Source organism: Chryseobacterium aahli, from assembly GCF_022699665.1.
GTDB classification, from domain to species: domain Bacteria; phylum Bacteroidota; class Bacteroidia; order Flavobacteriales; family Weeksellaceae; genus Chryseobacterium; species Chryseobacterium aahli.
This window is the reverse complement of the sequence record NZ_JALDNB010000001.1, coordinates 417,261-442,973: the sequence shown is the minus strand read 5'-3', so window position 1 is coordinate 442,973 and position 25,713 is coordinate 417,261. Positions and strand designations below refer to the sequence as shown.

Annotated in this window: 28 protein-coding genes; 19 read left to right on the top strand and 9 right to left on the bottom strand. The window is 34.2% G+C overall.

Annotated features, from left to right (window positions below):
* Window positions 1-12 precede the first annotated feature (12 nt).
* From MQX03_RS01905 to MQX03_RS01865, 9 genes are all read left to right on the top strand, one after another.
* On the top strand, window positions 13-1,134 hold the full coding sequence (locus MQX03_RS01905; RefSeq protein ID WP_242801029.1) for an alpha/beta hydrolase: 1,122 nt from the start codon (window positions 13-15) through the stop codon (window positions 1,132-1,134).
* A 3-nt stretch (window positions 1,135-1,137) separates the two neighbouring features.
* Window positions 1,138-2,553: a M17 family metallopeptidase gene (locus MQX03_RS01900; RefSeq protein ID WP_242801028.1), complete on the top strand. Its 1,416-nt coding sequence runs from the start codon at window positions 1,138-1,140 to the stop codon at window positions 2,551-2,553.
* Between the two features lie 140 nt (window positions 2,554-2,693).
* A complete protein-coding gene (locus MQX03_RS01895; protein WP_242801026.1) occupies window positions 2,694-3,905 on the top strand; it encodes an ATP-grasp domain-containing protein in 1,212 nt (403 codons plus the stop codon).
* A 141-nt stretch (window positions 3,906-4,046) separates the two neighbouring features.
* Window positions 4,047-4,760, top strand: a complete 714-nt coding sequence (locus MQX03_RS01890) for an alpha/beta hydrolase-fold protein (RefSeq protein WP_129536854.1) — start codon at window positions 4,047-4,049, stop codon at window positions 4,758-4,760.
* Between the two features lie 48 nt (window positions 4,761-4,808).
* Window positions 4,809-5,762, top strand: a complete 954-nt coding sequence (locus MQX03_RS01885) for an ATP-grasp domain-containing protein (protein ID WP_129536853.1) — start codon at window positions 4,809-4,811, stop codon at window positions 5,760-5,762.
* 23 nt (window positions 5,763-5,785) lie between these two features.
* On the top strand, window positions 5,786-6,904 hold the full coding sequence (locus MQX03_RS01880) for a carboxylate-amine ligase (protein ID WP_129536852.1): 1,119 nt from the start codon (window positions 5,786-5,788) through the stop codon (window positions 6,902-6,904).
* 33 nt (window positions 6,905-6,937) lie between these two features.
* Complete coding sequence (locus tag MQX03_RS01875) at window positions 6,938-7,771, top strand: type 1 glutamine amidotransferase (RefSeq protein ID WP_242801024.1); 834 nt, start codon at window positions 6,938-6,940, stop codon at window positions 7,769-7,771.
* A 75-nt stretch (window positions 7,772-7,846) separates the two neighbouring features.
* Complete coding sequence (locus MQX03_RS01870; RefSeq protein ID WP_242801022.1) at window positions 7,847-9,031, top strand: hypothetical protein; 1,185 nt, start codon at window positions 7,847-7,849, stop codon at window positions 9,029-9,031.
* Window positions 9,032-9,037: 6 nt separating this feature from the next.
* Window positions 9,038-9,538 carry a hypothetical protein gene (locus MQX03_RS01865; RefSeq protein ID WP_242801020.1) on the top strand — a complete coding sequence of 167 codons (501 nt, stop codon included), beginning with the start codon at window positions 9,038-9,040 and terminating at the stop codon, window positions 9,536-9,538.
* Window positions 9,539-9,643: 105 nt separating this feature from the next.
* On the opposite strand, the gene cphA is transcribed toward MQX03_RS01865, so the two are convergent.
* A complete protein-coding gene (cphA, locus tag MQX03_RS01860; RefSeq protein ID WP_242801018.1) occupies window positions 9,644-12,271 on the bottom strand; it encodes a cyanophycin synthetase in 2,628 nt (875 codons plus the stop codon).
* Between the two features lie 197 nt (window positions 12,272-12,468).
* Between cphA and MQX03_RS01855 the strand changes: the two genes are divergently transcribed.
* The 3 genes from MQX03_RS01855 to MQX03_RS01845 all read left to right on the top strand — a co-directional run bounded on the left by MQX03_RS01855 (window position 12,469) and on the right by MQX03_RS01845 (window position 14,590).
* The gene (locus MQX03_RS01855) at window positions 12,469-13,353 is read left to right on the top strand and encodes a cyanophycinase (protein ID WP_047444224.1); all 885 of its coding nucleotides are present in this window, start codon (window positions 12,469-12,471) and stop codon (window positions 13,351-13,353) included.
* A 54-nt stretch (window positions 13,354-13,407) separates the two neighbouring features.
* Window positions 13,408-14,250 (top strand): isoaspartyl peptidase/L-asparaginase, encoded by an 843-nt coding sequence (locus MQX03_RS01850; RefSeq protein WP_242801016.1) that lies wholly within the window; start codon window positions 13,408-13,410, stop codon window positions 14,248-14,250.
* Between the two features lie 97 nt (window positions 14,251-14,347).
* Window positions 14,348-14,590 carry a YtxH domain-containing protein gene (locus MQX03_RS01845; protein ID WP_242801014.1) on the top strand — a complete coding sequence of 81 codons (243 nt, stop codon included), beginning with the start codon at window positions 14,348-14,350 and terminating at the stop codon, window positions 14,588-14,590.
* 53 nt (window positions 14,591-14,643) lie between these two features.
* Here the strand turns inward: MQX03_RS01845 and MQX03_RS01840 are convergent, their stop codons facing one another.
* From MQX03_RS01840 to MQX03_RS01830, 3 genes are read right to left on the bottom strand one after another with little or no spacing between them, the layout of a single operon-like run.
* Window positions 14,644-15,441, bottom strand: coding sequence for a class I SAM-dependent methyltransferase (locus MQX03_RS01840; protein WP_242801012.1), 798 nt, complete (start codon window positions 15,439-15,441; stop codon window positions 14,644-14,646).
* Between the two features lie 9 nt (window positions 15,442-15,450).
* Window positions 15,451-15,597: an SHOCT domain-containing protein gene (locus MQX03_RS01835; protein ID WP_242801011.1), complete on the bottom strand. Its 147-nt coding sequence runs from the start codon at window positions 15,595-15,597 to the stop codon at window positions 15,451-15,453.
* A gap of 59 nt (window positions 15,598-15,656) precedes the next feature.
* Window positions 15,657-15,989, bottom strand: coding sequence for a PH domain-containing protein (locus MQX03_RS01830; protein ID WP_242801009.1), 333 nt, complete (start codon window positions 15,987-15,989; stop codon window positions 15,657-15,659).
* Window positions 15,990-16,300: 311 nt separating this feature from the next.
* On the opposite strand from MQX03_RS01830, the gene MQX03_RS01825 reads away from it, so the two are divergent.
* Window positions 16,301-17,236, top strand: a complete 936-nt coding sequence (locus tag MQX03_RS01825; protein WP_242801007.1) for a ketopantoate reductase family protein — start codon at window positions 16,301-16,303, stop codon at window positions 17,234-17,236.
* A 123-nt stretch (window positions 17,237-17,359) separates the two neighbouring features.
* Here the strand turns inward: MQX03_RS01825 and hisS are convergent, their stop codons facing one another.
* The 3 genes from hisS to MQX03_RS01810 all read right to left on the bottom strand — a co-directional run bounded on the left by hisS (window position 17,360) and on the right by MQX03_RS01810 (window position 19,682).
* Window positions 17,360-18,727, bottom strand: a complete 1,368-nt coding sequence (gene hisS, locus MQX03_RS01820; RefSeq protein WP_242801005.1) for a histidine--tRNA ligase — start codon at window positions 18,725-18,727, stop codon at window positions 17,360-17,362.
* A gap of 138 nt (window positions 18,728-18,865) precedes the next feature.
* A complete protein-coding gene (locus MQX03_RS01815) occupies window positions 18,866-19,324 on the bottom strand; it encodes an HRDC domain-containing protein (protein WP_242801004.1) in 459 nt (152 codons plus the stop codon).
* Between the two features lie 25 nt (window positions 19,325-19,349).
* The gene (locus tag MQX03_RS01810) at window positions 19,350-19,682 is read right to left on the bottom strand and encodes a single-stranded DNA-binding protein (protein WP_242801002.1); all 333 of its coding nucleotides are present in this window, start codon (window positions 19,680-19,682) and stop codon (window positions 19,350-19,352) included.
* A gap of 332 nt (window positions 19,683-20,014) precedes the next feature.
* Here MQX03_RS01810 and MQX03_RS01805 point away from each other — a divergent pair, with 332 nt between their 5' ends.
* From MQX03_RS01805 to MQX03_RS01795, 3 genes are all read left to right on the top strand, one after another.
* The gene (locus MQX03_RS01805; protein ID WP_242801000.1) at window positions 20,015-20,617 is read left to right on the top strand and encodes an SMI1/KNR4 family protein; all 603 of its coding nucleotides are present in this window, start codon (window positions 20,015-20,017) and stop codon (window positions 20,615-20,617) included.
* A 136-nt stretch (window positions 20,618-20,753) separates the two neighbouring features.
* Entirely contained in the window at window positions 20,754-21,332 is a 579-nt protein-coding gene (locus MQX03_RS01800) for a hypothetical protein (protein ID WP_242800998.1), read from the top strand.
* A gap of 142 nt (window positions 21,333-21,474) precedes the next feature.
* Window positions 21,475-21,924: a hypothetical protein gene (locus tag MQX03_RS01795; RefSeq protein ID WP_242800996.1), complete on the top strand. Its 450-nt coding sequence runs from the start codon at window positions 21,475-21,477 to the stop codon at window positions 21,922-21,924.
* Between the two features lie 56 nt (window positions 21,925-21,980).
* On the opposite strand, the gene MQX03_RS01790 is transcribed toward MQX03_RS01795, so the two are convergent.
* Window positions 21,981-23,009, bottom strand: a complete 1,029-nt coding sequence (locus MQX03_RS01790) for an acyl-CoA dehydrogenase family protein (protein ID WP_242800994.1) — start codon at window positions 23,007-23,009, stop codon at window positions 21,981-21,983.
* A complete protein-coding gene (gene pnuC / locus MQX03_RS01785) occupies window positions 22,996-23,592 on the bottom strand; it encodes a nicotinamide riboside transporter PnuC (RefSeq protein WP_242800992.1) in 597 nt (198 codons plus the stop codon). Before pnuC ends, MQX03_RS01790 begins: the two co-directional genes overlap by 14 nt.
* A gap of 246 nt (window positions 23,593-23,838) precedes the next feature.
* Here pnuC and MQX03_RS01780 point away from each other — a divergent pair, with 246 nt between their 5' ends.
* The 3 genes from MQX03_RS01780 to MQX03_RS01770 are packed head-to-tail and all read left to right on the top strand — an operon-like array spanning window position 23,839 to window position 25,708.
* Window positions 23,839-24,435, top strand: a complete 597-nt coding sequence (locus MQX03_RS01780) for an HPP family protein (protein WP_242800990.1) — start codon at window positions 23,839-23,841, stop codon at window positions 24,433-24,435.
* 5 nt (window positions 24,436-24,440) lie between these two features.
* The gene (locus tag MQX03_RS01775) at window positions 24,441-24,779 is read left to right on the top strand and encodes a hypothetical protein (protein ID WP_242800988.1); all 339 of its coding nucleotides are present in this window, start codon (window positions 24,441-24,443) and stop codon (window positions 24,777-24,779) included.
* A 20-nt stretch (window positions 24,780-24,799) separates the two neighbouring features.
* Window positions 24,800-25,708: a TIGR01777 family oxidoreductase gene (locus tag MQX03_RS01770; RefSeq protein ID WP_242800986.1), complete on the top strand. Its 909-nt coding sequence runs from the start codon at window positions 24,800-24,802 to the stop codon at window positions 25,706-25,708.
* Window positions 25,709-25,713: the final 5 nt, after the last annotated feature.

Sequence of the window (25,713 nt, the reverse complement as noted above, 5' to 3'; positions counted from 1 at the left end):
TTAAACACAAATATGAAGTTTACACTTTACACAAGTGAAGCCGATGAAAGGCCGATATTTATAACCGGAAATTTTAATACTTGGAATCCTAAAGATCTCCGATATCAACTGACACAAATAGATCCCAACAATTACTACATCGAGATATTTGATGAGTTTCTTCCAGACATTGTAGAGTTTAAATTTACAAAAGGCGGCTGGGAAAATGTAGAACTTGATCAGTATGGAAGTATTACCCCAAATAAGAAAGTTTTAAAATCTGATGGTGAAGTTTCTCACAGAGTTGAAAAATGGAGATATAACTGGGGACCATTTAAGCAAGAATTTTTTCCTATTGTTGAAATTATTTCGGAAGAATTTTATATTCCACAGCTTGACAGACACCGTAAAGTATGGGCACTTCTTCCTTATGATTATTATGTTTCAGACAAAAGCTATCCGGTGCTATATCTTCAGGATGCACAAAATTTATTCAACGAAGGAAGTCCGTACGGAAACTGGGAAATTGATAAAAAACTTTCAATTCTTGCAGAATACGGCCGTGGTGATGTGATTATTATTGCCATCGAGCACGGAAGCGAAGAAAGAATTAAAGAATATATTTTTGACAACGATAATGTGGCAAACGGTTCTGAAGGCAAGAAATATATCCGTTTTATTACAGACACTTTAAAACCTTTCGTTGATGAACATTATCGAACCAAAAAAGATCGAGACAATACAGGAATTGGCGGAAGTTCTCTTGGTGCATTAATCAGCATTTACAGCGGATTTTTGTATCCTGAAGTTTATTCTAAACTATTAATCTTCTCACCTTCTCTTTGGGTAGAGCCTAATAACAATTTCCCGATGATGAGCTTCAGAGTTCCATTTAAAACAAAAATTTATCTCTACGGTGGCGAGCAGGAAGGTTCAAAAATGGTAAAAAGAATACAGGTTTTCGAAAATTACCTCAAAAGATGGGAAAAGAAAAATCTTTTTGATTTTGAATTTAAAACCAACATCAATCCTGAAGGTTCTCACAGCGAATTTTACTGGTCTCAGGAATTCCCAAGAGCGATAGAATGGTTATTTTACAACAATACAGAAAATCCGGTGGAAGTTACTCCACATCAGGATTCTATTAAAAATTAAATTATGAACTTACTCAATAAAAGAAATAAAAATTACGCACAGGTTTTCACATTATTCACAGAAGAAACCTGGACAGAAAACAGCAAAAATTACAATAAAAACATTTCGATTCTATTCTCAGGAAAGAAAAATGAAGTCTTTATCGATGCTCAGGAAGAGGCTATCACTTATTTTATCGGACTTGGAAAATCTGATCTGCAGAATTTTGAATTTCAACAGGTGGCGATGAAATTTTCTCAGAGTCAAAAGAAAAATTTTCAGACCGTCCCAACTTTAATTTCGGCTGATTTTATAAATGAAAAACAGTTTGAAGAGTTTTTGAAAGGGCTTTTCCTTGGAACATACAACTATCCTTTTGAGAAAAACCATACTTTCTGGAACGAAAAATTTGAGTTTCATTTTGGAAATTTAAGTCAGAAAAAATTAGACGTTATTTGCAGCAGAGCCGATGCGCTTTGCGAAGGACAAACTGCCTGTCAGGATTGGCTTAATAAACCTGCCAATTTAAAAAGACCCGAAACCGTCAATACCTATCTGAAAAATTTAGCTAAAAAAAATCAGCTTAAATATACTGTTTTCAATAGAAAAAAATGTGAAGAACTAGGATTGGGAGCATTTCTTTCTGTAAACCAAGGAAGTGCTTATGATGCTGCATTTACTATTTTAGAGTACAAAACGACCGTTAAAAATGCTAAAACCTTCGGTTTGGTAGGAAAATGCGTCCTTTTTGACACTGGTGGAATTTCTATCAAAGCATCTGACAATATGCACTACATGAAATCTGATATGGGTGGCGCAACAGCAGTAATCGGCGCGTTGATTTATGCTTCACAAATGCAGTTACCTGTCAACATTACTGCAATTTTACCAATTACGGATAATGCAGTTTCAGAAAACGCTTATCTTCCGAGCGATGTGATCACTGCCTACAACGGAAAAACAATTGAAGTCCTGAATACCGATGCAGAGGGCAGAATGACTTTAGCAGACGGACTTTCATATCTAACTAAAAACTTTAAAACTGACGTTTTAATTGATCTGGCGACGCTCACAGGAAGTTCCGTAAGAATGTTTGGTGATACTTGTGGCGCCATGTTTTCTAATAATGAAGAATTAAAGAATCTTTTAATAAAAACCGGTGACAAAACCAACCAGAGAGTTTGGAATTTACCGCTTTGGGACATCTGGAAAGATGATTTTAAATCTGATGTTGCCGATTTTAAAAATATCTCAATGAAACCTATCGGAGACTGTATTGTTGCCGCAAAATTTTTGGAAGAATTCATTGAAGGACATCCCAATTGGGCACATCTCGATATTGCCGGAGTTGCCTTTGGAAATGTAGGATATGCTAAAGATAAGGCTGCAACAGGCTATGGCGTGCAATTATTAGCCGAATTAATTGAAAATTATCACTAAAAATTAGTTTATTTCGAAATTTCTCTGTATAATTGATTAGTGATTTTCAAATACGCATTGATTATTGATTTTCAACATTAAAACATCAATAAAAAATTGCTTTTATTTTTGAATATTCATCAAATTTAAAAAAACATTATATGGAGGAGAAAACTATTGTATGCATTTCGTGCTATTACAAGGGTTATGATTTTATGGACGAGATGAAGAAACTCGGCAATAAAATCATCTTAGTAACATCCGAAAACCTCAAAGAAAAAAATTGGCCTTGGGACGCCATTAGCGAGGTTTTTTATATGCCCGAAGTGAAACCGTCTGTCTGGAATCTTGACCATCTGATTCAGGGGTTTTCTCATCTGATGAAAACCCGAAAAGTAGATGCCGTAATTGCTTTAGACGATTACGATGTTGAGAAAGCCGCATTAATTCGCGAGACATTCCGTATTCCCGGGATGGGGCAGACGACACATCGTTATTTCAGAGACAAATTGGCCATGCGACAAAAAGCTAAAGATTCAGGAATTAGTGTTCCGGAATTCACTGCTGTTTTTAATGATAATGAAGTCGATACTTTTACCAATAAAATCCCTGCTCCTTGGGTTTTAAAGCCTAGATCTGAAGCATCAGCGTCCGGAATTAAAAAACTAAAAACTAAAGAAGAACTTTGGGAGGCTTTAGAAAAACTGGGCGAAGAACGTCATTTATTTCTTTTAGAAAGTTTTAAACCCGGCGATGTGTATCATGTTGACAGTTTAACATTCAATAAAGAAATTGTTTTCACTTCTGCCTCAAAATATCTCGCTCCCCCTATGGAAGTTTCCCACGAAGGCGGAGTTTTCAGAACCAAAACTTTAGGAAGATACTCCGATGAATTTAAAGCATTAGACGAAGCCAATACGAAAGTTTTGATGAACTTTGGCCTACTCAATGGCGCCACTCACACAGAATTTATCCGCGGAAAAGAAGATGGTAAATGGTATTTCCTTGAAACATCATCACGAGTTGGCGGTGCACATATTCCTGATTTGGTGGAAGCTTCGAGCAACATCAACATCTGGCGTGAATGGGCGAAAATTGAAGACGCGCTTCTAAGAGGAAAAAATTACGAAGTTTCTAAACCTACAGGTTATTATTCAGGATTAATCGTTGCTTTAATTAAAGATAAAGAACCCGATTACAACCAATTTGAATGTGAAGAAGTCGTAAAATTTCTTCCAATAGATTATCATGTAGGGATTGTTTACAAATCAAATGATTCTGACAAGGTTGTAGAAAGACTGGATCGTGCAGCAGAAAAAATCCATGCACATCTTCTCAATATTATTCCACCAAAAGAAAAACCGACAGCGTAACGATTATTTATCATTAAATTAATTGACATTCAGCAACTTATTAATTTGAAATGAATTAATTTGGAGTTTGAGTAATGATTTAATTAAATATGATTTCGCCTTAAAAAATTTAAACACAAAAAAACTAAAAATCTATAGTACATGCCACATATAGAACACACAGATTATTACTCGAATATATTAGGAACAAGCCTTAAAGTAGAGGTTACAGGACATTTCGGTTATCCGATTATCATGTTTCCTACTTCGCAAGGACAATATACGCAAAACCATGATTTTCATCTCAACAGCAGCATCAATTGGTTTGTTGAACAGGGAAAAGTAAAATTATACAACATTCAAACAATTGATGCGTGGAGTTTTTATGACGAAAAAATTTCACCTCAACAAAGGATAAGAAATTATGAAAAATATGTACAGTTTCTGATTCAGGAGTTTGTACCGTACATCCAAAAACTTCACGGAACTCACCGTGTAGCAGTTGCAGGAGCAAGTTTCGGAGGATATCACGCATCAAATTTTGCATTCAGATTTCCGGACGTAGTTTCTCATTTATTCTCGCTTTCCGGAGCGTTCAGTATTAGGAATTTTATGGACGGATATTCTGACGAGTTAGTTTATTTCAACTGTCCGAGGGAGTTTGTAAAAAATGACGAAGCTTGGAAATACAAACACATGCATATCGTTTTGAGCACATCAGACGAAGACATTTGCAAAGATAAAAATATAGAAATGGCAAATATTCTGCGTGCAAAAGGAATTGATTTCTGGTACGACGAAAAAAGATGGATCAATCACGACTGGCCGCTTTGGAGAATGGCTTTCCCTAATTTTATCGGAACATTCTTTTCTTAAAATTTAAACAATTCAAATAGTAATAGTAAATCATTAAAAAGACAAATTATGGCAAAAAAAGTAGGAATTTTATTCGGGATGGAAGATACATTTCCTTGGGCATTTATCGACAAAGTAAACGAATTAGGAAAAGGAGAAATTGTAGCTGAAGCGGTGACGATTGATAAATTGGAGCAGGGAGCAGATTACGGTTATGCAGTAATTATCGACCGAATTTCTCAAGACGTTCCTTTCTACAGAGCTTATCTAAAAAATGCAGCATTGAACGGAACTTACGTTATCAACAACCCATTTTGGTGGAGTGCGGACGAAAAGTTTTTCAATAACGCTTTGATGTCTAAATTGGGAATTCCGTTGCCAAATACAGTTTTGCTGCCTTCTCACGAAAGACCGACTGATACTACAGAAACATCATTCAGAAACCTGAAATTCCCTCACGATTGGGACTATATTTTTAATTATGTTGGCTTTCCGGCTTATATGAAGCCTCACGACGGTGGTGGCTGGAAAAGCGTTTACAGAGTAGAAAGTCCGGAAGATCTTTGGGATAAACTTTCTGAAACAGAACAGTTAGTGATGATGGTTCAGGAAGAAATTGTGTTTCAGGATTATTACAGAGTGTATTGTTTAGGTAAAAAATATGTTCATATTATGCCTTATGAACCGAGAAATCCTCATCATTTGAGATACGCAACGACCCATCAAACTGAGGGAAAAGATTTAGAAAAACTACTAAAAGTAATTCATGATTATACCATCAAAATGAATGAAGCTTTAGGATATGATTTCAATACGGTAGAATTTGCAGTAAGAGACGGAATTCCTTACGCAATCGACTTCTGTAATCCTGCACCTGATGCTGACAGAAACTCTGTAGGTGAAGAAAATTTCGCATGGATTGTAGAGCATTCAGCAAAATTGGCGATCGAAAAAGCAAAAGAATATGTTCCTGGAAAACAAAATATATCTTGGGGAACTTTCGTAAAAGATTCAGTAAAATAAAACCAACAAAACACAAATTAAAAATGCATCAGTTTACAATTGGTATTGAAGAAGAGTATCAGATCATCGATTTAGAAAGCAGAGATTTAGTTTCGCATGTTTCAAAAATCATTGAAGGCGGTAAGGCTGTTTTAAGTGAAAACTTAAAGCACGAAATGCACGAATCTATGATTGAAATGGAAACCGGAATTTGCCAAAATATACAGGAAGCTCAGGCAGAATTGACGAATTTGAGAAGACATCTCATTAGAACAGCACACGAGCAGGGGCTTCGTGTTTCGGGAGGCGGAACGCACCCTTTCTCAAATTGGGAACACAACACGATTACCAACGGTGAACGTTACAACAAAATCGTAGACGATATGGGCGACGTTGCCCGTGGAAATCTTATTTTTGGTCTGCATGTTCACATTGGGATTCCAAATCGTGAAGAAGGAGTGAGAATTCAAAATGTGATGCGTTATTTTCTGCCGCACGTTTATGCACTTTCAGTAAATTCACCGTTTTGGATTGGAAGAAATACAGGATTCAGATCTTACAGACAAGAGATTTTCGTTAAATTTCCAAGAACTGGAATCCCGAGTTACTTCAATTCTTTAGCAGAATTTGATAGCTACGTTGATCTTTTGGTGAAGACCGGAACAATCGATAATGCTAAAAAAATCTGGTGGGATCTGCGTGTTCACCCATTCTACCCTACCATTGAATTCAGAATTTGCGATATGCCTTTGAGAATCGAAGAAACGGTTTGTCTGGCTGCAATTATGCAAAGTTTAGTGGCTAAAATTTATAAACTGCATCAGCAGAATTTAAGTTTTAGAAGCTATAGAAGATTATTGCTTAATGAAAATAAATGGCGTGCTTCAAGAGACGGAATTCATTCTCACTTAATTGATTTTGGGAAGGAAGAATCTGTTCCTTATGCAGATTTATTGAAAGAATTACTTGAATTTATCGATGATGTAGTAGACGATTTAGGATGCAGAAAAGAAGTAGAATATGCATGGAAGATTTTGGAAAACGGAACTGGTGCAGACCGACAACTTGCGGTGTATAAAGAAACCGGAGATCTGAAGAAAGTAGTTGATTACATGATATCTGAAACTGAATATGGCATCACGCACAGCGAAAATGTTTCATAATATTTTTAATAACTTTGCATAAAATATGAAGTTATGAGAGATGTAAGAATTGCTTTGCTCGACATGAATAATAATCATGTGAATCAGGGATTTAAAAATATTAAAGAAATTTCTGAGGCTTTCAAGCAGCAGTCTGAAGAAAATATCAGTATCGAAGTTTTTGATGTCCGTTTTAAAAATGAAATTCCAAATATAGAAGATTTTGACATCTTCATTTCATCTGGTGGTCCGGGAAACCCGCATCGTGAAGGATTTGAATGGGAAGAGAAATTTGCTCAGTTTTTAGATTCAGTATATCAGTATAATAAAGAAAATGAGACAAAAAAGTATTTGTTTTTAATTTGTCACTCTTTCCAATTGGCGAGTATTCATTGGGATTTGGGAAATATATGCAAAAGAAAATCTTATTCTTTTGGAGTGATGCCAATACATAAAAGTGAAGAAGGTGAACAAGAATTTTTATTTAAAAATCTTCCGGATCCTTTCTACGCAGTAGATTCCAGAGCGTATCAATTTATTGAGCCGAATGTTGATCGTTTTGAAGAATTGGGAATGAAAATCGTGGCGATTGAGAAATTCCGTCCGCATATCAATTTAGAAAGAGCTGTTATGGCGATTCGTTTTTCTAATGAGATTTTCGGAACGCAGTTTCACCCAGAAGCCAATCCGGCAGGCATGATTGAAAACCTGAAAGACGAAAAAAACAAAGAAGCCATGATTGAAAATTTCGGAATGGAAAAATATCTCGAAACGGTAGACAGAATGGATGACGAAGATAAAATCATGTTGACACAGGCTCAGATTTTACCAAGATTTCTGAGGTTAGCAAAAAAAAACATTTTGAGAGAAATTGAGGCAATGGCTTAAATTTTCATTAAAATAAATTAATACTAAAAATCGAGCACAACTGCTCGATTTTTTAAAATCACAAAGAAAAAGAATATGATTCCAAAATACAGAAAACAGTTTAATCAGGAGTTTAGTCAGGAAAAATATGAAGAGTTTAAAGAAATTCTAAAAGAAAAAAGCGGATTACTCCCTTCCTTCAGACTTTCCGAAAGTCCGATGTTTCTTACCAACAAATTTAAAAATAAACTGATTGATGCAAGTGAAAGCATTATCGATCAAATCAAAGCTTTACCCGCAGGTACTTTAGAAAAAGCGATACCAGAAAACTGCAAAGTACCCAACGATACCACAAAACCTCATTTTTTCACTATTGATTTTGGAATCTGCAGAAGTGAAAACGGAGAAATAGAACCTCAGCTTATCGAATTGCAAGCTTTCCCGTCTTTATATGCTTTTCAGAAAGTGTTTGAAGATACTTTTTCTGAGATGTATCCTTTTTTAAATGAAATTAAAAGTAAAATTCCTCAGGAAGAATTTCAAAATTATATCAAAGAACTGATTGTCGGAGATGAAAATCCCGAAAACGTCATCTTACTCGAAATTTATCCTGAAAAACAAAAGACTGCAATAGATTTTGCTCTTACAGAAAAATTGCTGGGAATAAAAACAGTTTGCCTGACCAAAGTGAAAAAGGAAGGAAAGAAATTATTCTATGAAAATGACGGTCAGAAAATTCAGATTAACAGAATTTACAACCGTGTGATATTTGACGAATTAGACCGAATTCCCAACCTTCAACTTGAATTTGATTTCCGTGAAGAAGCAGATGTAAAATGGATCACGCATCCGAATTGGTTTTTTAAAATTTCAAAATTCCTTTTGCCGATGTTGAAACATCAATTCGTTCCGAAAAGTTATTTTTTACACCAATTTCCCGAAAGTGAAAATCTTGAAAATTTTGTTTTGAAACCTTTGTTTTCTTTTGCAGGAAGCGGAGTCAATTTAAACCCAACAAAAGAAATTACAGCTGCGATTGAAGATAAAGAAAATTACATTTTGCAGAGAAAAGTAACTTACGAACCAGTTTTTGAAGATATTAATGGAGAATTTTCTAAAGCTGAGATCCGTTTGCTTTACATCTGGAGAGAACAAGATGAGCGTCCGATTTTACTGGAAAATTTAGGAAGAATGACGAAAGCTGCGATGGTGAATGTAGATTTCAATAAGAAAGATGCCATTTGGATTGGAAGTTCTAATGCGTTTTTTGGAGAAGAATAGACTAGAATGATGAGAAAAATTAAACTTTCTTTTTTATTGATATTGGGTTTAAATTCTTTAATCTTCTGTCAGAAAAATGAAGTTTCATTAAAAGAAGAAGCAAGACAATTTTCTCTTGATTTTGTGGAACTTTATTTCCAAAAAGGCTGTAAAAATTATGATTTGGTTTCTGAGTCTGTAATTATTCTTGATGGCGAAGGCATTGTTGAGAAGAAAAATTTTAAAGACAAACTCTGCAAATCATTTAGTTCGGCCATTCGTAATAAATCTAAGACTTATAAAGATTATATTGATAATTATACGATTGAAATTTATACACCTCAAGAACTAATTGAGAAAAGTGGAGTAAAACTTCCAGACTATTATACTCCAACTGAAACAGATTATTTTTTCTTTGGTTATAAACTTAAAGATGACACAAAAGAAAATTTTATCTGGGATGATATGTTCATTTTTATGGTTAGAAAAGAAAATAATACGTGGATTTTTAAAGGTGCAAGTGGCTAAAAACTATATCTCCTTAATCTAAAAATAAAAAAACCTCAGAAATTTCTGAGGTTTTTTTATGCTATTAAGTTTCGGCGGGCTTCTTCGAAGCCCGCCGAAAACTCTTTAAAATTTATCATCTTCAAGCAATTCTCTCGACTGATAATCCTGCACCAAATCTATGGCATTAGAAATCACATCACTCAAAGCGGTAATGAAGGTACCTTCTTCAGCCATACCCATTGCGTGTTTTAGTGCATCAATTTCTTTCGGAATTGTCTCATAACTTACATCTTTTCCTGAATCCTGCATTCCATCGATAATCAAACCATTAATTTCTTCCTCAGTTCTCCCTCTAAGATGCTTTTCGTTTCTTATAATGATATGGTCAAACATTCTACCTGCAATTTTTCCACATAATCTGATATCTTCATCACGACGGTCTCCTACACCAGAAATAATTCCTATTTTCTTGGTAGACTCTACATTTTTAAGATAATCTTCGATTGCTTCATATCCCGCAGGATTGTGAGCAAAATCGATGAGAACTTTAAAGTTTTTAAAATTAAATACATTCAACCTTCCCGGAGTCAACTGCGCACTTGGAATAAATGTACGAAGGGAATTTGAAATATCTTCAATCCCAAAACCATAAAGGTAACATGCTAAACTTGCAGCCAAAACATTATCGATCATGAATTTTGCCTTCCCCTCCATTGTAATCGGAAAATCTTTCACTTTTCCGATTCTGATTTTCCAGTCACCTTTTTTGATGGTGACATATCCTTCTTCGTAGACGCATGTTGTACGGCCTTCTTTAGCAAATTTTTTGATATGTTCGTTATTTTCATCTAAACTGAAAATAGCCACATTACTCGGTAAATCATTGATGATTCGCATAGAATATTCATCCATTGCGTTCAGTACGCTCCAGCCATTTTTCTTTACGCTGTCTAAAACTACCCTTTTTACTTTCGTTAAATCTTTCAGGTTATGAATATCATTTAATCCCAAATGATCTTCTTTAATATTGGTTAAAACTCCAATATCACACTGAGAAAAACCTAAACCAGAGCGGAGAATTCCGCCTCTTGCTGTTTCTAAAACCGCAAATTCTACCGTAGGATCTTTTAATATAAATTCAGCAGAAATAGGACCCGTAGTGTCACCTTTCGTCAGCATTGTATTTTGAATGTAAATACCGTCTGATGTTGTGAAACCAACTCTGTATCCGTTATTTTTCACAATGTGTGAAATCAATCTTGTTGTCGTCGTTTTACCATTGGTTCCTGTCACCGCAATAATCGGAATCGTAAACTGCTTTCCTTGAGGATAGAGCATATCTACAACCGGCGCAGCGACGTTTCTCGGAAGACCTTCGCTTGGTGCTAAGTGCATTCTGAAACCTGGAGCAGCATTTACTTCAATGATGGCTCCACCACTTTCTTTTAAAGGCTGGGTAAGGTTTTCTGCCATAATATCAATTCCGCAGACATCTAATCCGATGATTTTAGAAACCCTTTCTGCCATCGTGATGTTTTCCGGATGTACCATGTCGGTAACATCAATAGAAGTTCCTCCTGTGGAAAGGTTGGCAGTCGATTTTAGATATACTACTTCTCCTTTTTGAGGAACTGTATCTAAAGTATAATTAAGTTTTTCGAGTAATTCTGTAGTGTCTTTATCAATTGCGATTTCGGTAAGCACATTTTCATGCCCATAACCTCTTCTCGGATCTTGATTTTCTTTGTCAATGAGTTGCTGAAGATTCATTTCTCCATCTCCGACCACGTGCGCAGGAACACGTCTTGCTGCGGCAACCATTTTATTATTGATTACTAAAACTCTGAAATCGTAACCTGTAATATATTTTTCAACAATTACTTTGTTTGAATATTTTTGAGCATGTTCTAAACCGATTTTTGCAACTTCCCAATCATTCACATTGATAGAAGATCCTTTTCCATGATTTCCATCTAAAGGCTTAAGTACCACAGGATATTCAATTTTCCTGATAACACTTTGCAACTGCTCTTCATTGGTAACCAAGTCACCAATCGGAACCGGAATTGCTGCATCGTGCAACATTCTTTTGGTCAATTCTTTGTTACATGCAATATCTACGGCAATTGAACTAGTATTTCCGGTAATTGTAGCCTGAAATCTCTGTTGATTAACACCATAACCCAATTGTACCAAAGAATTCGTCCCCAATCTGATCCACGGGATTTTTCTTGAAACAGCTTCTTGTACAATACTTCCTGTAGATGGACCTAAGCGTACACGTTCTCTGATTTCTTTTAATCTTTGAATACAAGCATTGATATCATATTCATCTCCATTGATTAATGCATGAGCAATTTCTACAGCTTGTTCGGCAGCATAAATCCCTGTATTTTCTTCAATATAATCAAATACCACATTATAGATCCCCGGAGATTTTGTTTCACGAGTTCTCCCGAATCCACATTCCATACCTGCAAGAGTTTGAATCTCCAAAGCAATATGCTCTATGACATGCCCCATCCAGGTTCCCGTTTCTATACGGTGAAAAAAACCTCCATGGGTACCTTCGGAACATCTGTGAGTAATTAACGAAGGAATCAATTTCTCTATTCTTTCACGGAAGCCTTCAATTTTATTGGTGGGAAAATTTTCCATCTCTTCAAGATCCAAACGCATCTGTATCAACTTCTTTCTTCTAATACTCCAGATATTAGGACCCCTCAAAGCTTGTATCTTCTCAATTTTCATAATTTAGTGTCGAAATTTATATTAATGAAATTATCTTTTAAAATCAAAGATAATGTAAAACCTTAAAAAAAACCACAGTCTAATTAAAGATTTATTAAAAAAGTTTAAATTTTACAATCAATTTAGAATCAAAGCAAATACGTTAAATACCCCTCAATATTTTCCCAACAATTAATAATTTTCTAACTTTGCGAGCTATGAAACCTGTTGGAAAATTAATTATTATCGGTGGAGCTGTTAATAAAGGCAGTTTCTCCGAAACCGATTACGATCAGAATATTGAAAAAAACCTTAACTTTTTTGAAAGAGGAATTTTAAGAAAAATCATTACTGAATCTAAGAATAAGGAAAATTCAATCATTGAAGTAATCACTACAGCATCCCAAATCCCTCAAATTGTAGGTGCCGAATATAAAAAAGCTTTTGAGTTTTTAGGAGCAAAAAACGTTAACATTCTTGATATTCACAATCGTGAAGAAGCAAACTCTGATGCCATAGTTGCCCGAGCAAACGCTGCCGATGTAGTAATGTTCACGGGTGGTGATCAGTTACGATTAACTTCTATTCTTGGCGGAACAAGATTTCACGATACCATTCTGCTAAAATACATGGAGCAGGATTTTATCTACTCCGGAACTTCTGCGGGTGCGGCTGCAGCTTCTGAAAATATGATTTATCAGGGAAGCAGTTCTGAAGCACTTTTAAAAGGAGAAATAAAAACCACACAAGGATTAGGTTTGATCGACAATGTGATTGTTGATACACACTTTGTACAACGTGGCAGAATCGGACGTCTTTTTCAGGCTGTAGTTAATAATCCGAGAACTTTGGGAATCGGTTTGGGTGAAGACACAGGGTTGTTTATTCACAACGACACGATGACCGCTGTTGGTTCAGGACTTGTAATTATTGTTGACGGAAGATTTATTAAAGATACCAATCTTACCAATATCAATTTGGGTGAACCAATTTCCATCGATAATCTGACTGTTCACGTCATGTCAATGAATGACCACTATGATTTAACGACGAGAAAATTAACGATAGAAAATTCTCAGTTTAATCCTATACCTCAAACATAAATTATAAAGTGAAGATTTCTTCACTTTTTTTATATTTAAAAGCAAATAAACTCTATGAAAATCATAATACACGGAGGTTTTTTCTCTGAAAGCGACCAAAGCCACGAGGTGAAAGTTGCTAAGCAAAATTCTTTAAAAAATATTGCCCAAAAGGCGCATCAATATTTAGAAACCCATACAGCTTTTGAAACGGTGGCGTACGCAGTTTCTCTTTTGGAAAATGATGAGTTATACAATGCAGGAATCGGCTCGCAAATTCAAAGTGACGGAATCATTCGTATGAGTGCTGCAATAATGGATGGTGAAACGCAGAAAATGAGCGGTGTTATCAATATTCAGGATGTGAAGAATCCGATTTTTGTAGCAAAAGATTTAATGAAAGAAGATGATCGAGTTTTAGGCGGAAGTGGAGCAAAAAAATATGCTTCTGAACACGGATTTGAAAACTTTTCAACTGAAATTCCTCAGAGACGAAAAGAATATGAAGCCAAACTCAACAACGGCGGAAAAGGTACTGTAGGCTGTGTTGCTATCGATAAAGATGGGAAATTAGCAGTTGCTACTTCCACCGGAGGAAAAGGTTTTGAAATTCCGGGAAGAATTTCTGACTCTGCCACAGTTGCCGGAAATTATGCCAATGAATTCTGTGCAGTAAGCTGTACAGGAGTTGGTGAAGATATTGTGAGCAACGCAACCTCAACTAAGATTGTTACAAGAGTAACAGACGGAATGAATTTGAAACAAGCTTTTGATAAAACTTTTGCAGAATTAAAGACAATAGACGGCTTCGCAGGTGCGATTGCTATTGATAAAGACGGTAATTTCTATCATCAGGACTCATATCCTACGATGGTTTTCGCAAGTTTTGACGGAGAAAATTTTGAAATCTTTAATTAAATTTTAACATATATTTATCAATCCCATTTATTTTTTGGCACGTATTTTACATACTTAGTTGTATAACAATTTAATATAACTTTTAAAATCAGAAATCATGGGAAATAAGACAAACGGATTATTAGCATTACTAGGAATTGGAGCTCTTGCATATTGGAAATACAAAAAATCTACTCCAGAAGAGCAACAAGCTGTAAAAGATAAAATTAACAGTGCAAAAGACAACCTTAACAAATGGGGTAACGAACTGAAAACAAAAGCAAACGATGTTGCTTCACAAGCTCAAAATAAATTTGACGAAGCGAAAGCTAAAGTTGAAGATACAGCTTCAAATATCTAACATTAGATAACATATTTTAATATTATTTACATTCATATAAAAAGAAGTCATCATTACGATGACTTCTTTTTTGCTTTGATGGCATAGACCATTGGGATTTTATTTCCAAATTTTATAATTCTCCATTTCCCTTTTTCAAATTCTTCAACATGCCTGAAACATGAGTATGGTGACCAATCGAATTCTCTGAAATTTTCTAAAACTAAATTTTTATTAATTAAATTTTGTAAAACATCAGACAATGGGTGATTCCATGAAACATAATCCTGAACGATGTCAGCAGAAGTATCTGCATACGTTCCTTCTGAGGTTTCTACAATCGGTTTTTCGTTAAAATAATTATAGGCTACTCCATCAAAATCATCATCGTACATCCAAACAACTGGATGAAATTCTGCCATGACAAACTCGCCTTCGGGTTTTAAGAAATGACTCACCACATTTGCCCATTGGTCTAAATCTGGCAACCAGCCAATCGTTCCGTAGCTCGTAAAAACGATGTCAAATTTTTCGTTCAAAACATTCGGGAGATTATAGACATCTGTGCAGATAAATTCAGTATTAGTTCCGCATTGTTTTGCCAAATCTTTCGCAGCATCAATAGCTTTATCAGATAAATCAACTCCTGTTACTTTTGCTCCCATTCTGGAAAGCGAAATAGAATCCTGCCCAAAATGACACTGCAAATGCAAAATACTTTTTCCTTTTACATCTCCCAATAAATCTAATTCGATAGAATTAAGAGAATTTCTTCCTTTTAAAAATTCATCTACAAAATAGAAATCAGACTCGAGATGAGGTTCTACTCTTGCGTTCCATGAGTTTTTATTAATGTCTAAATAATTTTCCATAATTTAGTCTTAAAATTTTTCAAGTAGTTTTTTCTTCTGCTCAATAAATTCGTCTTCAGTCAAAACACCGCTTTCTTTTAATCTTCCTAATTGCTCCAACTGATCAAGAATGGTGGGTTCAGACTTCAGTTGAGCAAATTCTTTCGGGCGAGACATGAAATTACGTACTTTTTCGCAAAACAATTCTGCTTCATACTTTCCTACTCCATCGATTTCTACAATATCTCCGGGGAAACATTCACATCAATTGACGCTAACATCAATGAAGTTTCGTACTGAATAGAAGCTACTTTATCATAAGAGTAATCTTCAACTTTCAATCCGTACATAAATTCTTTATCGATAAAAATCAGCCTTCTGTGGGTCCCCACTAATACAATATGATGCTTTGTTATTTTATTTCTTCCTTCGACCAAATAGACTATTTTTTCGTCTACCGAAAGTATATTGGGTAATTCACGAATTTCTTTTCTTGCAAAGAAAGTAGGATTGATATCTAATTGATCGAGTTCGTCTTTTATTTCTTTTAATCTTGATTTTTCACTCATTGGTTTTTATTCTAAAATTATTTTGAACCTAAATTACTATTTTCTTCCAATATAAATTAATTAAACCTAAAATTTCGAGAGTCCTTAAATAAAATCGTCTGAAGTATGAATGCTATAAAAACTAATTCATAATTTACATAAAAATTACCCGCTTTTATTGCGATAATTATTATGAGATATTTCATAGCAGATATAAAGATTAAGAGCCTTGAGTAATAAAATAATTGACGATCTTTAATCTTGGAAATCCTTTTGGATAGAGAATTTAAACCTATTTAAAATGGAGAACTTGAAATCAATAAAATAATTTTATGAGTAAAAAACATATTGTGATAATAGGTCTTGGAGGTGTCGGTGGATATTTTGGTTTTAAAATTAATCAGACCAATGAAACTTTACAACAGCATACGATATCATTCATCGCAAGAGGTGAAACGTATCAAAAAGTAAAAGAAGATGGATTAACGCTGATCTCTCCTGAACATCCTGATAAGCATACAATCCCAAATACAGTTTATCAGAACATCAGCGATATCAAAAATCCTGATTTAATATTAATTTGTGTAAAGGAATACGATTTAGAAAAAGTTTGTATTCAATTAAAAGAAATCATTACAACAGAGACTATTCTTCTTCCTATGATGAACGGTGTTGACATTTATGACAGAATACGAAAAATAATTCCCGGGAATACCATTCTACCGTCTTGCCTGTATGTTGCCTCACACATTAAAGAAAAAGGGGTCGTGGAACATAAAGGAAAAGCAGGAAAACTAATCATAGGTAAAGATCCTGAGCATCTCTCTGCTTCTATCGATTGGGTGATCAACATCATGAAAGAAAGTAAAATTGATTTCGATTTTAAAGAAAATTCTTTAACTGATATATGGACAAAATTTATTTTTGTGGCAAGTTTTGGGCTTGTAACGGCTAAATATAATTCGTCTATCGGGACGGTGTGTAAGGATTCCTCTCAGAAATCTGAGGCCAATGAGATCATGAAAGAAATACAGGTAATTGCTTCCAAAAAAGAAGTTCATTTAGGAACAGATATCATTGATAAAACATTTGAAAAAGCATCTACATTTCCACCAGAAACCCCTACTTCTTTGCAGTTGGATATGAACTCCGGAAAAGATAACAGCGAATTAGAATTGTTTGCAGGAGCTATTTTAAAATATGGAATGGAGCTCGGTGTAAAAACTCCTTTCACTCAAAAAATATATGAAGAATTAAAAAGTAAGTAAATAGAATTTAAACTAAATTTAAATCTAGAACTGAAAATATAAAATTAATCATTGATTCTAAGTAAGCTTAAAAAAAATGAGGTTTTCTAATATTAGAAAACCTCATTTTTAACTTCTATGATTTTACCCTAAAAATTCCTCCAAAGAAACCGTTTTCTGTTCTCCAGCTTCCAAATTTTTAAAGGTTACCGTTCTGTTTCTAATTTCTTCCTCGCCTAAGAAAACAAGATTTTTAATTCCTTTCTTTTCTGCGTAAGTGAATTGTTTGTTGATTTTTGCACTTTCAGGATACAATTCTGCAGAAATTCCTTTGTCTCTTAATTGGATGATCAATTTTAAAGCTTCAATCGTTTCTTCACCACCAAAATTCGCAAACAGATATTCTACATTTGACGCAGCTTCTTCAGGGAAAAGGTTTAATTCTTCCATCACCAGATAAATTCTGTCTAAACCAAAAGAAATACCAATTCCGGGAACATTTTTCACTCCGAAGACTTCAGTCAGGTTATCATATCTTCCGCCGCCTCCGATAGAACCCATCTGAGCTTCGTCAGCTTTCACCTCGAAAATTGCTCCGGTGTAATAATCTAATCCACGAGCTAAAGTAATATCGAAAACTAAATTCTGAATATCTACCCCTAAATTTAGAGACTGAGTAATGACAAATTCCAGTTCTTCAACACCTTTTAGACCAATTTCGTTTCCAACAAATTTTTCTTTTAGCTGAAGAAGATTTTCTAAAGCATCATTCGATTGAGTGAAAAGGAAATCTAATTTATCAATTGATTCCTGAGAGATATTTCTTTCTAAAAGCTCCTTCACAACTCCATCCTTCCCGATTTTATCAAGTTTATCTAATGCAACGGTGAACTCGATTAATTTATCCGTGATTCCGGCATACTCGGCCAGACCTGAAAGAATTTTTCGGTTGTTGATGTGAATGGTTACAGAAGTTCTTAATTCTGCAAAAGATTTCAGATACAATTGCACCAATTCAACTTCCTGCCAAAGACTCTCACTTCCCACTACATCAGCATCACATTGATAAAATTCTCTGAATCTCCCTTTTTGTGGACGGTCTGCTCTCCAAACTGGCTGAATTTGAAAACGTTTGTAAGGGAAAGTTAGTTTGCCATGATTCATTGCAACAAATCTTGCGAAAGGAACTGTTAAATCGTAACGAAGTGCTTTGTCGGTAAGGCTTTCAGCACTGAAAGGTTTATCTAAAGCTTTCTGAAAATCATTCAACATCTGAGTTTTTTTCTCGTCTTTCGCTTCGTTGATGCTAGAATTTAAAATTTTAAAAATCAAACGATCTCCTTCTTCTCCATATTTCCCTGTCAAAGTAGAAAGATTTTCAAAACTTGGCGTTTCCAAAGGCTGGAAACCAAAAAGTTCAAAATTCTTCTGTAATATATTGATGATGTATTTTCTTCTTGAAACTTCTAATGAGGTAAAATCTCTCGTTCCTTTTGCTAAGCTTGGCTTCATATCTTGATGAGTAATAAATAATGGGTAATGAGTAATTGCTTGCAAAAATAAGGAATTGAAAGGACTTTTAAATCAATAAAAAAAGCCGGAGATAACATTTCCCCGGTCTCTCATTTAATCATTGGTGTTTTGATATTTTTAAACGCTTTCCAGGATTTCTAAAATCTCTTCACCATAATTTTCAATCTTATGTTTTCCAAAACCTTTGATATCTAGCAGTTCTTCTTTTTTCGCAGGTTTGTATTTTGCTACAGAAATGAGTTCTTTGTTGGTTGCAATAAAATAAGATGGAAGATTCTGTTCTTTTGCTTTTTCGGAGCGCCAGATTTTCAGGGCATCTAAAATTACTATTTCATCCGGACTCAGCATTTCATCTTCAGCAGAATATTTTGCCGTTTTTGAATCTTTAACAATATTTTTGGTTACTGCATCTTTATATTCATTAAAATATAAAACAACAGACCAGAAACTTTCATCATGAACAAAAGCCGTTTCCACTTTTATGATCTCGTGATTGTTCAGGAAATCATCAATCATCTTCTGATCCTGAAGCAGAAATTCATCAGCAATTCTTACTTTTAAAACTTTTATTTGCATCGTTCGTGATTTTAGAATTCAACATTTATTTTCCACCCAAAAGCAAAATTTCTTCCACTCTTATTTCGGTAATATATCTTTTCACGCCGTCTTTATCGTCATACGATCTGTAGGTAATTTTTCCTTCGATGGCAATCTCTTTTCCCTTCGGAACATATTTCTGGAATATCTCAGCTGTTTTCCCAAAAGCTACCAAACTGTGCCATTGGGTTTCTTCTACTTTCTCACCTTTTGCGTTGGTGTAATGGTCATTTGTAGCCAATGATACGGATGCTTTTGTACCTCCGTTTTCGAAGTTTACTGTTTCAACTTCTTTTCCTGTAAAACCAATCAAGGTTACTTTGTTTCTTAGTGACATAATTTTAAATTTTTATAGATTAATAATCAGATAAGAGACGTTCACTGTTTTCTCAAATCTCTGTTGCAAAGATTCATTAGGTTTGAAAATTTATTCGGTAAAAAATTATTTAAATTCGTTTGTAGTCGTTTGAAAATGGATAAGATTGATTTAAAATTGTTCAAAAACGTTTATCAGGCAGGAAAAACAAATACGAAATAAAAAATTACTTAAAGATTTTTTCGCTGCTATTTGATTGATGAGTTTCGTATATTTGAGTATTAGTGGCAAGTATATACAACCGCATTCAGACTACAAATGATAAGACAAATGATAATTTAAAATAAATAAAGATGGAAATAGTTAAACAATATTTATTAGGACTTAAGAAATCATATTTTGATAATGCCGCAGAAAAAGATTGGGAACATTTTGAAAAAATAAAACAGGATGCAACAAAAGAAGATATCGAGAAAATAAAAAATGTATATCCAAATATTCCAGATGCTTTAATTGGTATTCTTGAATATATTGATGGAACGTACTGGAGGGAATATGCTGGAGAAGAAATATCTTTTTATTTTCTTGGCTCTGACGTTGAAGAGTACCCATATTATTTATTATCATCAAAAGAAATTATAGAAAATCAAAACCAAGCAATTGAATATTATTCAGACTATATCGATAGAAAATATGAAGAAGTTGAAATTGACGATAAAATCACCAATCAATCAAGTTCACTAAAATGGCTTCACTTTTCAGACTGCTCAAACAACGGTGGAACATCACAATTATTTATTGATTTCAGTCCATCTGACAAAGGAAAAATGGGACAAATTGTAAGATTTTTACACGACCCTGACGAATTTAGTGTAATTGCTGACAACTTCGAGGAATATTTAAAAAATTTAATCGACAATGAATTTGACTTTATCAATGAAGATACTGTAAATTAAAGCTGAAAAATGCCAGCCGCAAACAAGGGCTTTATAATAGTAGGTTAAAACTGTAAAATTCAATGATGATTCTTCGATTGAAAATTTGTTCTTCTATTATCCATCATTACAAGCCAAAAACATGATCGGTTATCCTATGAATGAATACATCAACATAAAAGAAATAATTGAGCTTTTAGAACAACAAGAACCATTGCGACAAGATGTTATAAAGGCATTGACAGAATGTAAAGGTGGACGATGGCGAGGAAATGCTTATTTTCAGTTTGTTGACAGCACGAATGCTAATCAAAATGGAGCTGAGTGGCAATTTGACGACAATATTATTGTTGAACATCCTAAAAAAGGTACAATTATTATTGACTTTCTTAAAAATAAAAAAATTGGCGGAATTGAATTTTATAAACTTATTGGAAAGAAAAAGATGAACACAATTGCAAAATTTGACATATCTGATAGTTTTAAAATTACAGGACGTGGACTTGTTATTGCTGGTGAAATTTTGCAAGGAACAATTACAACAGAAAATCATATAACATTAAAAATAGACACAGACGAACTAAAATTAAAAATAAAAAGCATAAATTTTCTTGACAAACGAATTGATAAAATATCAAAAATCGGCCTGACTTTTTATTACGAAAATATAGAGCAGCAAATCAAACTTGAAAATTTAAGAATAGAAAAACAAATTGCATCAATTACCAAGAATTGAAAGACCCGAAAATGAAGGCTAACAATACCGCTATTAGAACATAATAAAAAATAAATTTAGTAAAACTTGAATGAAATTTTGGATTAGAATAATTTTACTGACAATAATTGATTTCGTAATAATTTGGTTATGGGTTAAACAAATGAATCCTGATCCAAGTATTTCAATTGGAATCTTCATATTTGTTCCATTGGTCATTATCTTGAATTTGATTATTGCTGGAATCTTATATTTTACGAAGAGAGAATTTGTTACTCTTTTTGTAGTTAATTCAATTATTGCTGGAATATTAATGTTCTATTTGTTTGGAAAAGGAATTGACAGATATCAAAATGAAAGGCTTGAAAGTTGGACGTTTAAATTGCACAATACAACTTATCTTATTACACATTGGAAACCAGAAAATACTTTCGATATGAGTGAAAGTAATAATACTGGTTCATCAAAAGGCTTTTTAGACGGAGAATTTATCACAAAAGGAAATGAATATTATCTAAAAACAGATACAACTGAATATATTATAAAAAACGGATATTTGTATAAATTTAGAAAAGAAAGCGACAGTATAAAATTGACAAAAATTGAAAGATAATCTAGTAAATAAAATTCCGAAGTTCTAAAAGGTAATGTTAACAGCAATTTTATTAATCAAATAATCTCACTTATCTCAAACTCCTTCCTAAAATTCGCATGCTGCGTCGCCGTAAAATAATCACAAAAAATCTGATACATTTCAGAATCTGTATGCGTTGCCCGAAGTCCCAACTGAAAATAAATTTCCAAAATCTGATGCGATAATTTCTTTACTAAATCTGTAGAAAAGCCATGAATCTCTGTTTGTTTATCAGAACTTATTAATTCAAAATTATTCAGTAACATTTCAATTTCATCAGCAAATTTAAATGCTTTTTCCAATTCATCATTGATTATTTTATTAAACAATTTCAAATCAAGATGAGGTCGAATTTTAACCGCTTCCTCAGAAAAATGTGCTGCCATTCCAAGATAATTGACCAGCAATGTCAAATCTGCAAAAATTCTGAACGGGATTTTATCTAAAACATCATCCGTAAAAAATTCATCGTAAACAAAACTGTAATCTTCAGAAACTTTTGCATCATTAACTTTAAAAGAATACGTTCCGGTTGCTTTCATTCCCATCGATTTCCAATTGGGAATAATTTCTGCCTGATCTTTAGAAATCACAAATGACCGGATGATTTCAGAACCCGATTCATCCAACAAAGGATTTCCGTTTTCGGTTAACGTAGCATTTAAAGTAAAATGACTTAAATGTGGCGCTCCAGTCGCAAAATGCCACAATCCGTTGATTATGAAAGTTCCATCGTCTTGCTTTTCTGCAGTTCCGCCGATCATTCCGCTTCCTCCGAAACAGGTTTTGGGGTTAGCGAAAAGTGTTGAAGCAATATTTGGTTTTAAATTTCTCGAAAAAAAATTGGCTCCCGAACATAAAGTGAGCATCCAGCCTAAGCTTCCATCGATTTTTGACCAATCGAATAGAACAGACAGTCCTTCTTTTAACCGAAAACCCAATCCACCATATTTTTTCGGAACCCAAATCTGAAGCAATCTTTCCTGATGAATTTGATTCATAATCGCCGGAGAAACTTCAGAAGCTCCCAACATTTCCTTTCTGATTTCTTTATGCGAAAGCATTTTCTCTTTTTTTAATAATTTTCCGCCACTCCAAATAACCAGAAATCGCTACGATAAATAAGAAAGCCGTCAAAACCGCATACAGATACAAATCTTTGTGAATCAACAACGGAATTGCGATGATATTGCTGACATTGAGCAAAATCCAGTTTTCGATTTTTCTTCTCGCCATCAGCCACATTCCAGCCCATGCAAAAGCACTCACTAAAGAATCCCAAATTGGAACATCAGAATCGGTGTAATGCGTAAGAAAAAACCAGAACAAACTGAAAGTTCCAAGCACGATTCCAGCGGTGATTAGTTTTTCCTGATTGGTTGTTTCTGAAATCACTGTTTCAGATTGTTGTTTTCCGAATTTCCAATACAGCCAGCCGTAAATGCTCATCACTAAATAGTAAAGATTTAAGGTAAATTCCGCATAGAGTTTTGCGAAAAACATCACATACAGCGAAAGTGAAATTCCGGCAATACCAAAAAGATAATTGTTTGAATTGTTTTTTCGGGCCAATAAAACCTGAAAAATTGAAAAGAAGACCCCAAGCCATTCCGGCCAGGTTGTCTTTAGTAAAATTTCCTGCATCAAATTAACTTTTATAAATTAAATGATGAGATGATAAAATCAAATTCCCTACGCCGGCATTATCCGGATCAGGTGTGGAAGATTCCTGGGTATCATCTCAGCCGCAATCGTGCAGCACCCCATTGATGGCGCAAAATTGAAACTTTTTTCTGAGAATAAAAAATTAAAGCTGAATTTATTTAGCAGATGAAATTCCACAGCCGTTTGTAAACGGATATTTTGTATCTTTAAATTTTAATATCAGAAACTGTGAAGAAGACGCTCAGAAGAACCTACCGTGTATCAAAATATGTAATTTACAAAGAAACTCTTGTTGATTATAAAGAACATTTCTGGTCATTTCTCGGCGCATTTTTCGGAATCGGAATTATCGCTTTTCTGCAGTCACAGTATTTATTGGAACAGGAAAATGTTTTCTTAATTGGTTCGTTCGGCGCATCAAGTGTATTGATTTACGGAGCTATTCAAAGTCCATTAGCACAACCGAGAAATCTTGTCGGCGGTCATGTAATTTCAGCTTTGGTAGGTGTCACAGTTTATCAGTTTGTTCCTAATGTTTTATGGCTTTCTGCACCTTTGGCAGTAGCATTTTCAATCGTTTTAATGCAGTACACCAAGACGCTTCATCCACCAGGAGGCGCAACAGCTTTGATTGCGGTAACTTCTCCGGGGAAAATTGCAGATTTAGGATATTGGTACGTGCTTTCTCCGGTTTTGTCTGGCTGTATTATTTTGCTTTTGGTTGCTTTATTTTTTAATAATATTACTAAAAACAGAAGCTATCCGACGAGTACGAAATGGAAAAGACTTTTACATAAAAAACACAAACACCCATTGAAAAATTAATTGCTATGGAATGCCTTGAATGTGGCGAAAAAATCATTGGAAGATCAGATAAAAAATTCTGCAATGACGCCTGTAGAAATGCTTACAACAACAAACAAAATAAAGATTCGAGTAATCTGATGCGGAATGTTAATAATAAACTCCGCCGAAATTACCGCATTCTGAGCGATATCAATCTGGAAGGAAAAACTAAAATTGCCAAATCTAAATTGAGTGGCTTAGGATTTGATTTTAACTATTTTACACAAATTAAAGTTTACAAAAATGGTTCTGAATATAAGTTTATTTACGACCAAGGCTATAAACTTTTAGATGATGATTATATTTTAATTGTTAAGAATTAAAAGAATCCCAAAATCAATACATGAAAGAAGTCGTATTAATCACTGGAGCCGGCGGATCTGTCGCAAAAGTTTTAGCTAATAAACTTGAAAATGAATATACTGTTCGTTTTTTGACACGAACTAAAAAGAAAGAAAATGACTTTGAATGGAATATTAAAAACGGAACTATCGACGAAAAAGCTTTTGAAAATATCAGTCATATTATCCATTTAGCAGGAGCCAATATTTCAGAAAAAAGATGGACTGATGAACGCAAAAAAGAAATTATTTCCAGCCGTGTAGATTCTGCACAACTGATTTTAAAAACTTTACAAAAGAAAAATATTCAACTGAAATCTTTCATTTCAGCATCTGCCGTTGGAATTTACGGAGCGATAACTTCTGAGAAAATATTTAAAGAAGAAGACGAAAAAGGAAATGATTTTCTAAGTGAAGTCGTGATTCTTTGGGAGAAAGCTGCGGACGAATTTTTAGAAAAAGGTTTGGCAGAAAGAGTGGTAAAAGTTCGAATAGCTATCGTTCTTTCTGAATCTGAAGGTGCTTTAAAAAAAATGGCTGTTCCCGTAAAATTCGGTATCGGATCGCCCATTGGAACGGGAAGACAATACATTCCGTGGATTCATATCGATGATCTTTCTTCCGTTTTTGAATACGCCGTGAAAAACGAAAATATAAAAGATGCTTACAATGCATCAGCACCACAACATACTGACAACGAAAATTTAACGAAAGAAATTGCAGAAGTTTTAAATAAACCTATGTTTATGCCGAATATTCCAGGATTTGTGATGAAACTAATGTTTGGTGAACTGTCTGTCGCATTGCTCGAAGGCTCAAGAACATCTTCGGAAAAGCTTCAGAATTCAGGTTTTCAATTTAAATTTCCGAACCTGAAAAATGCTTTAGAGGATCTGCTCAAGAAAAATTAATTCAA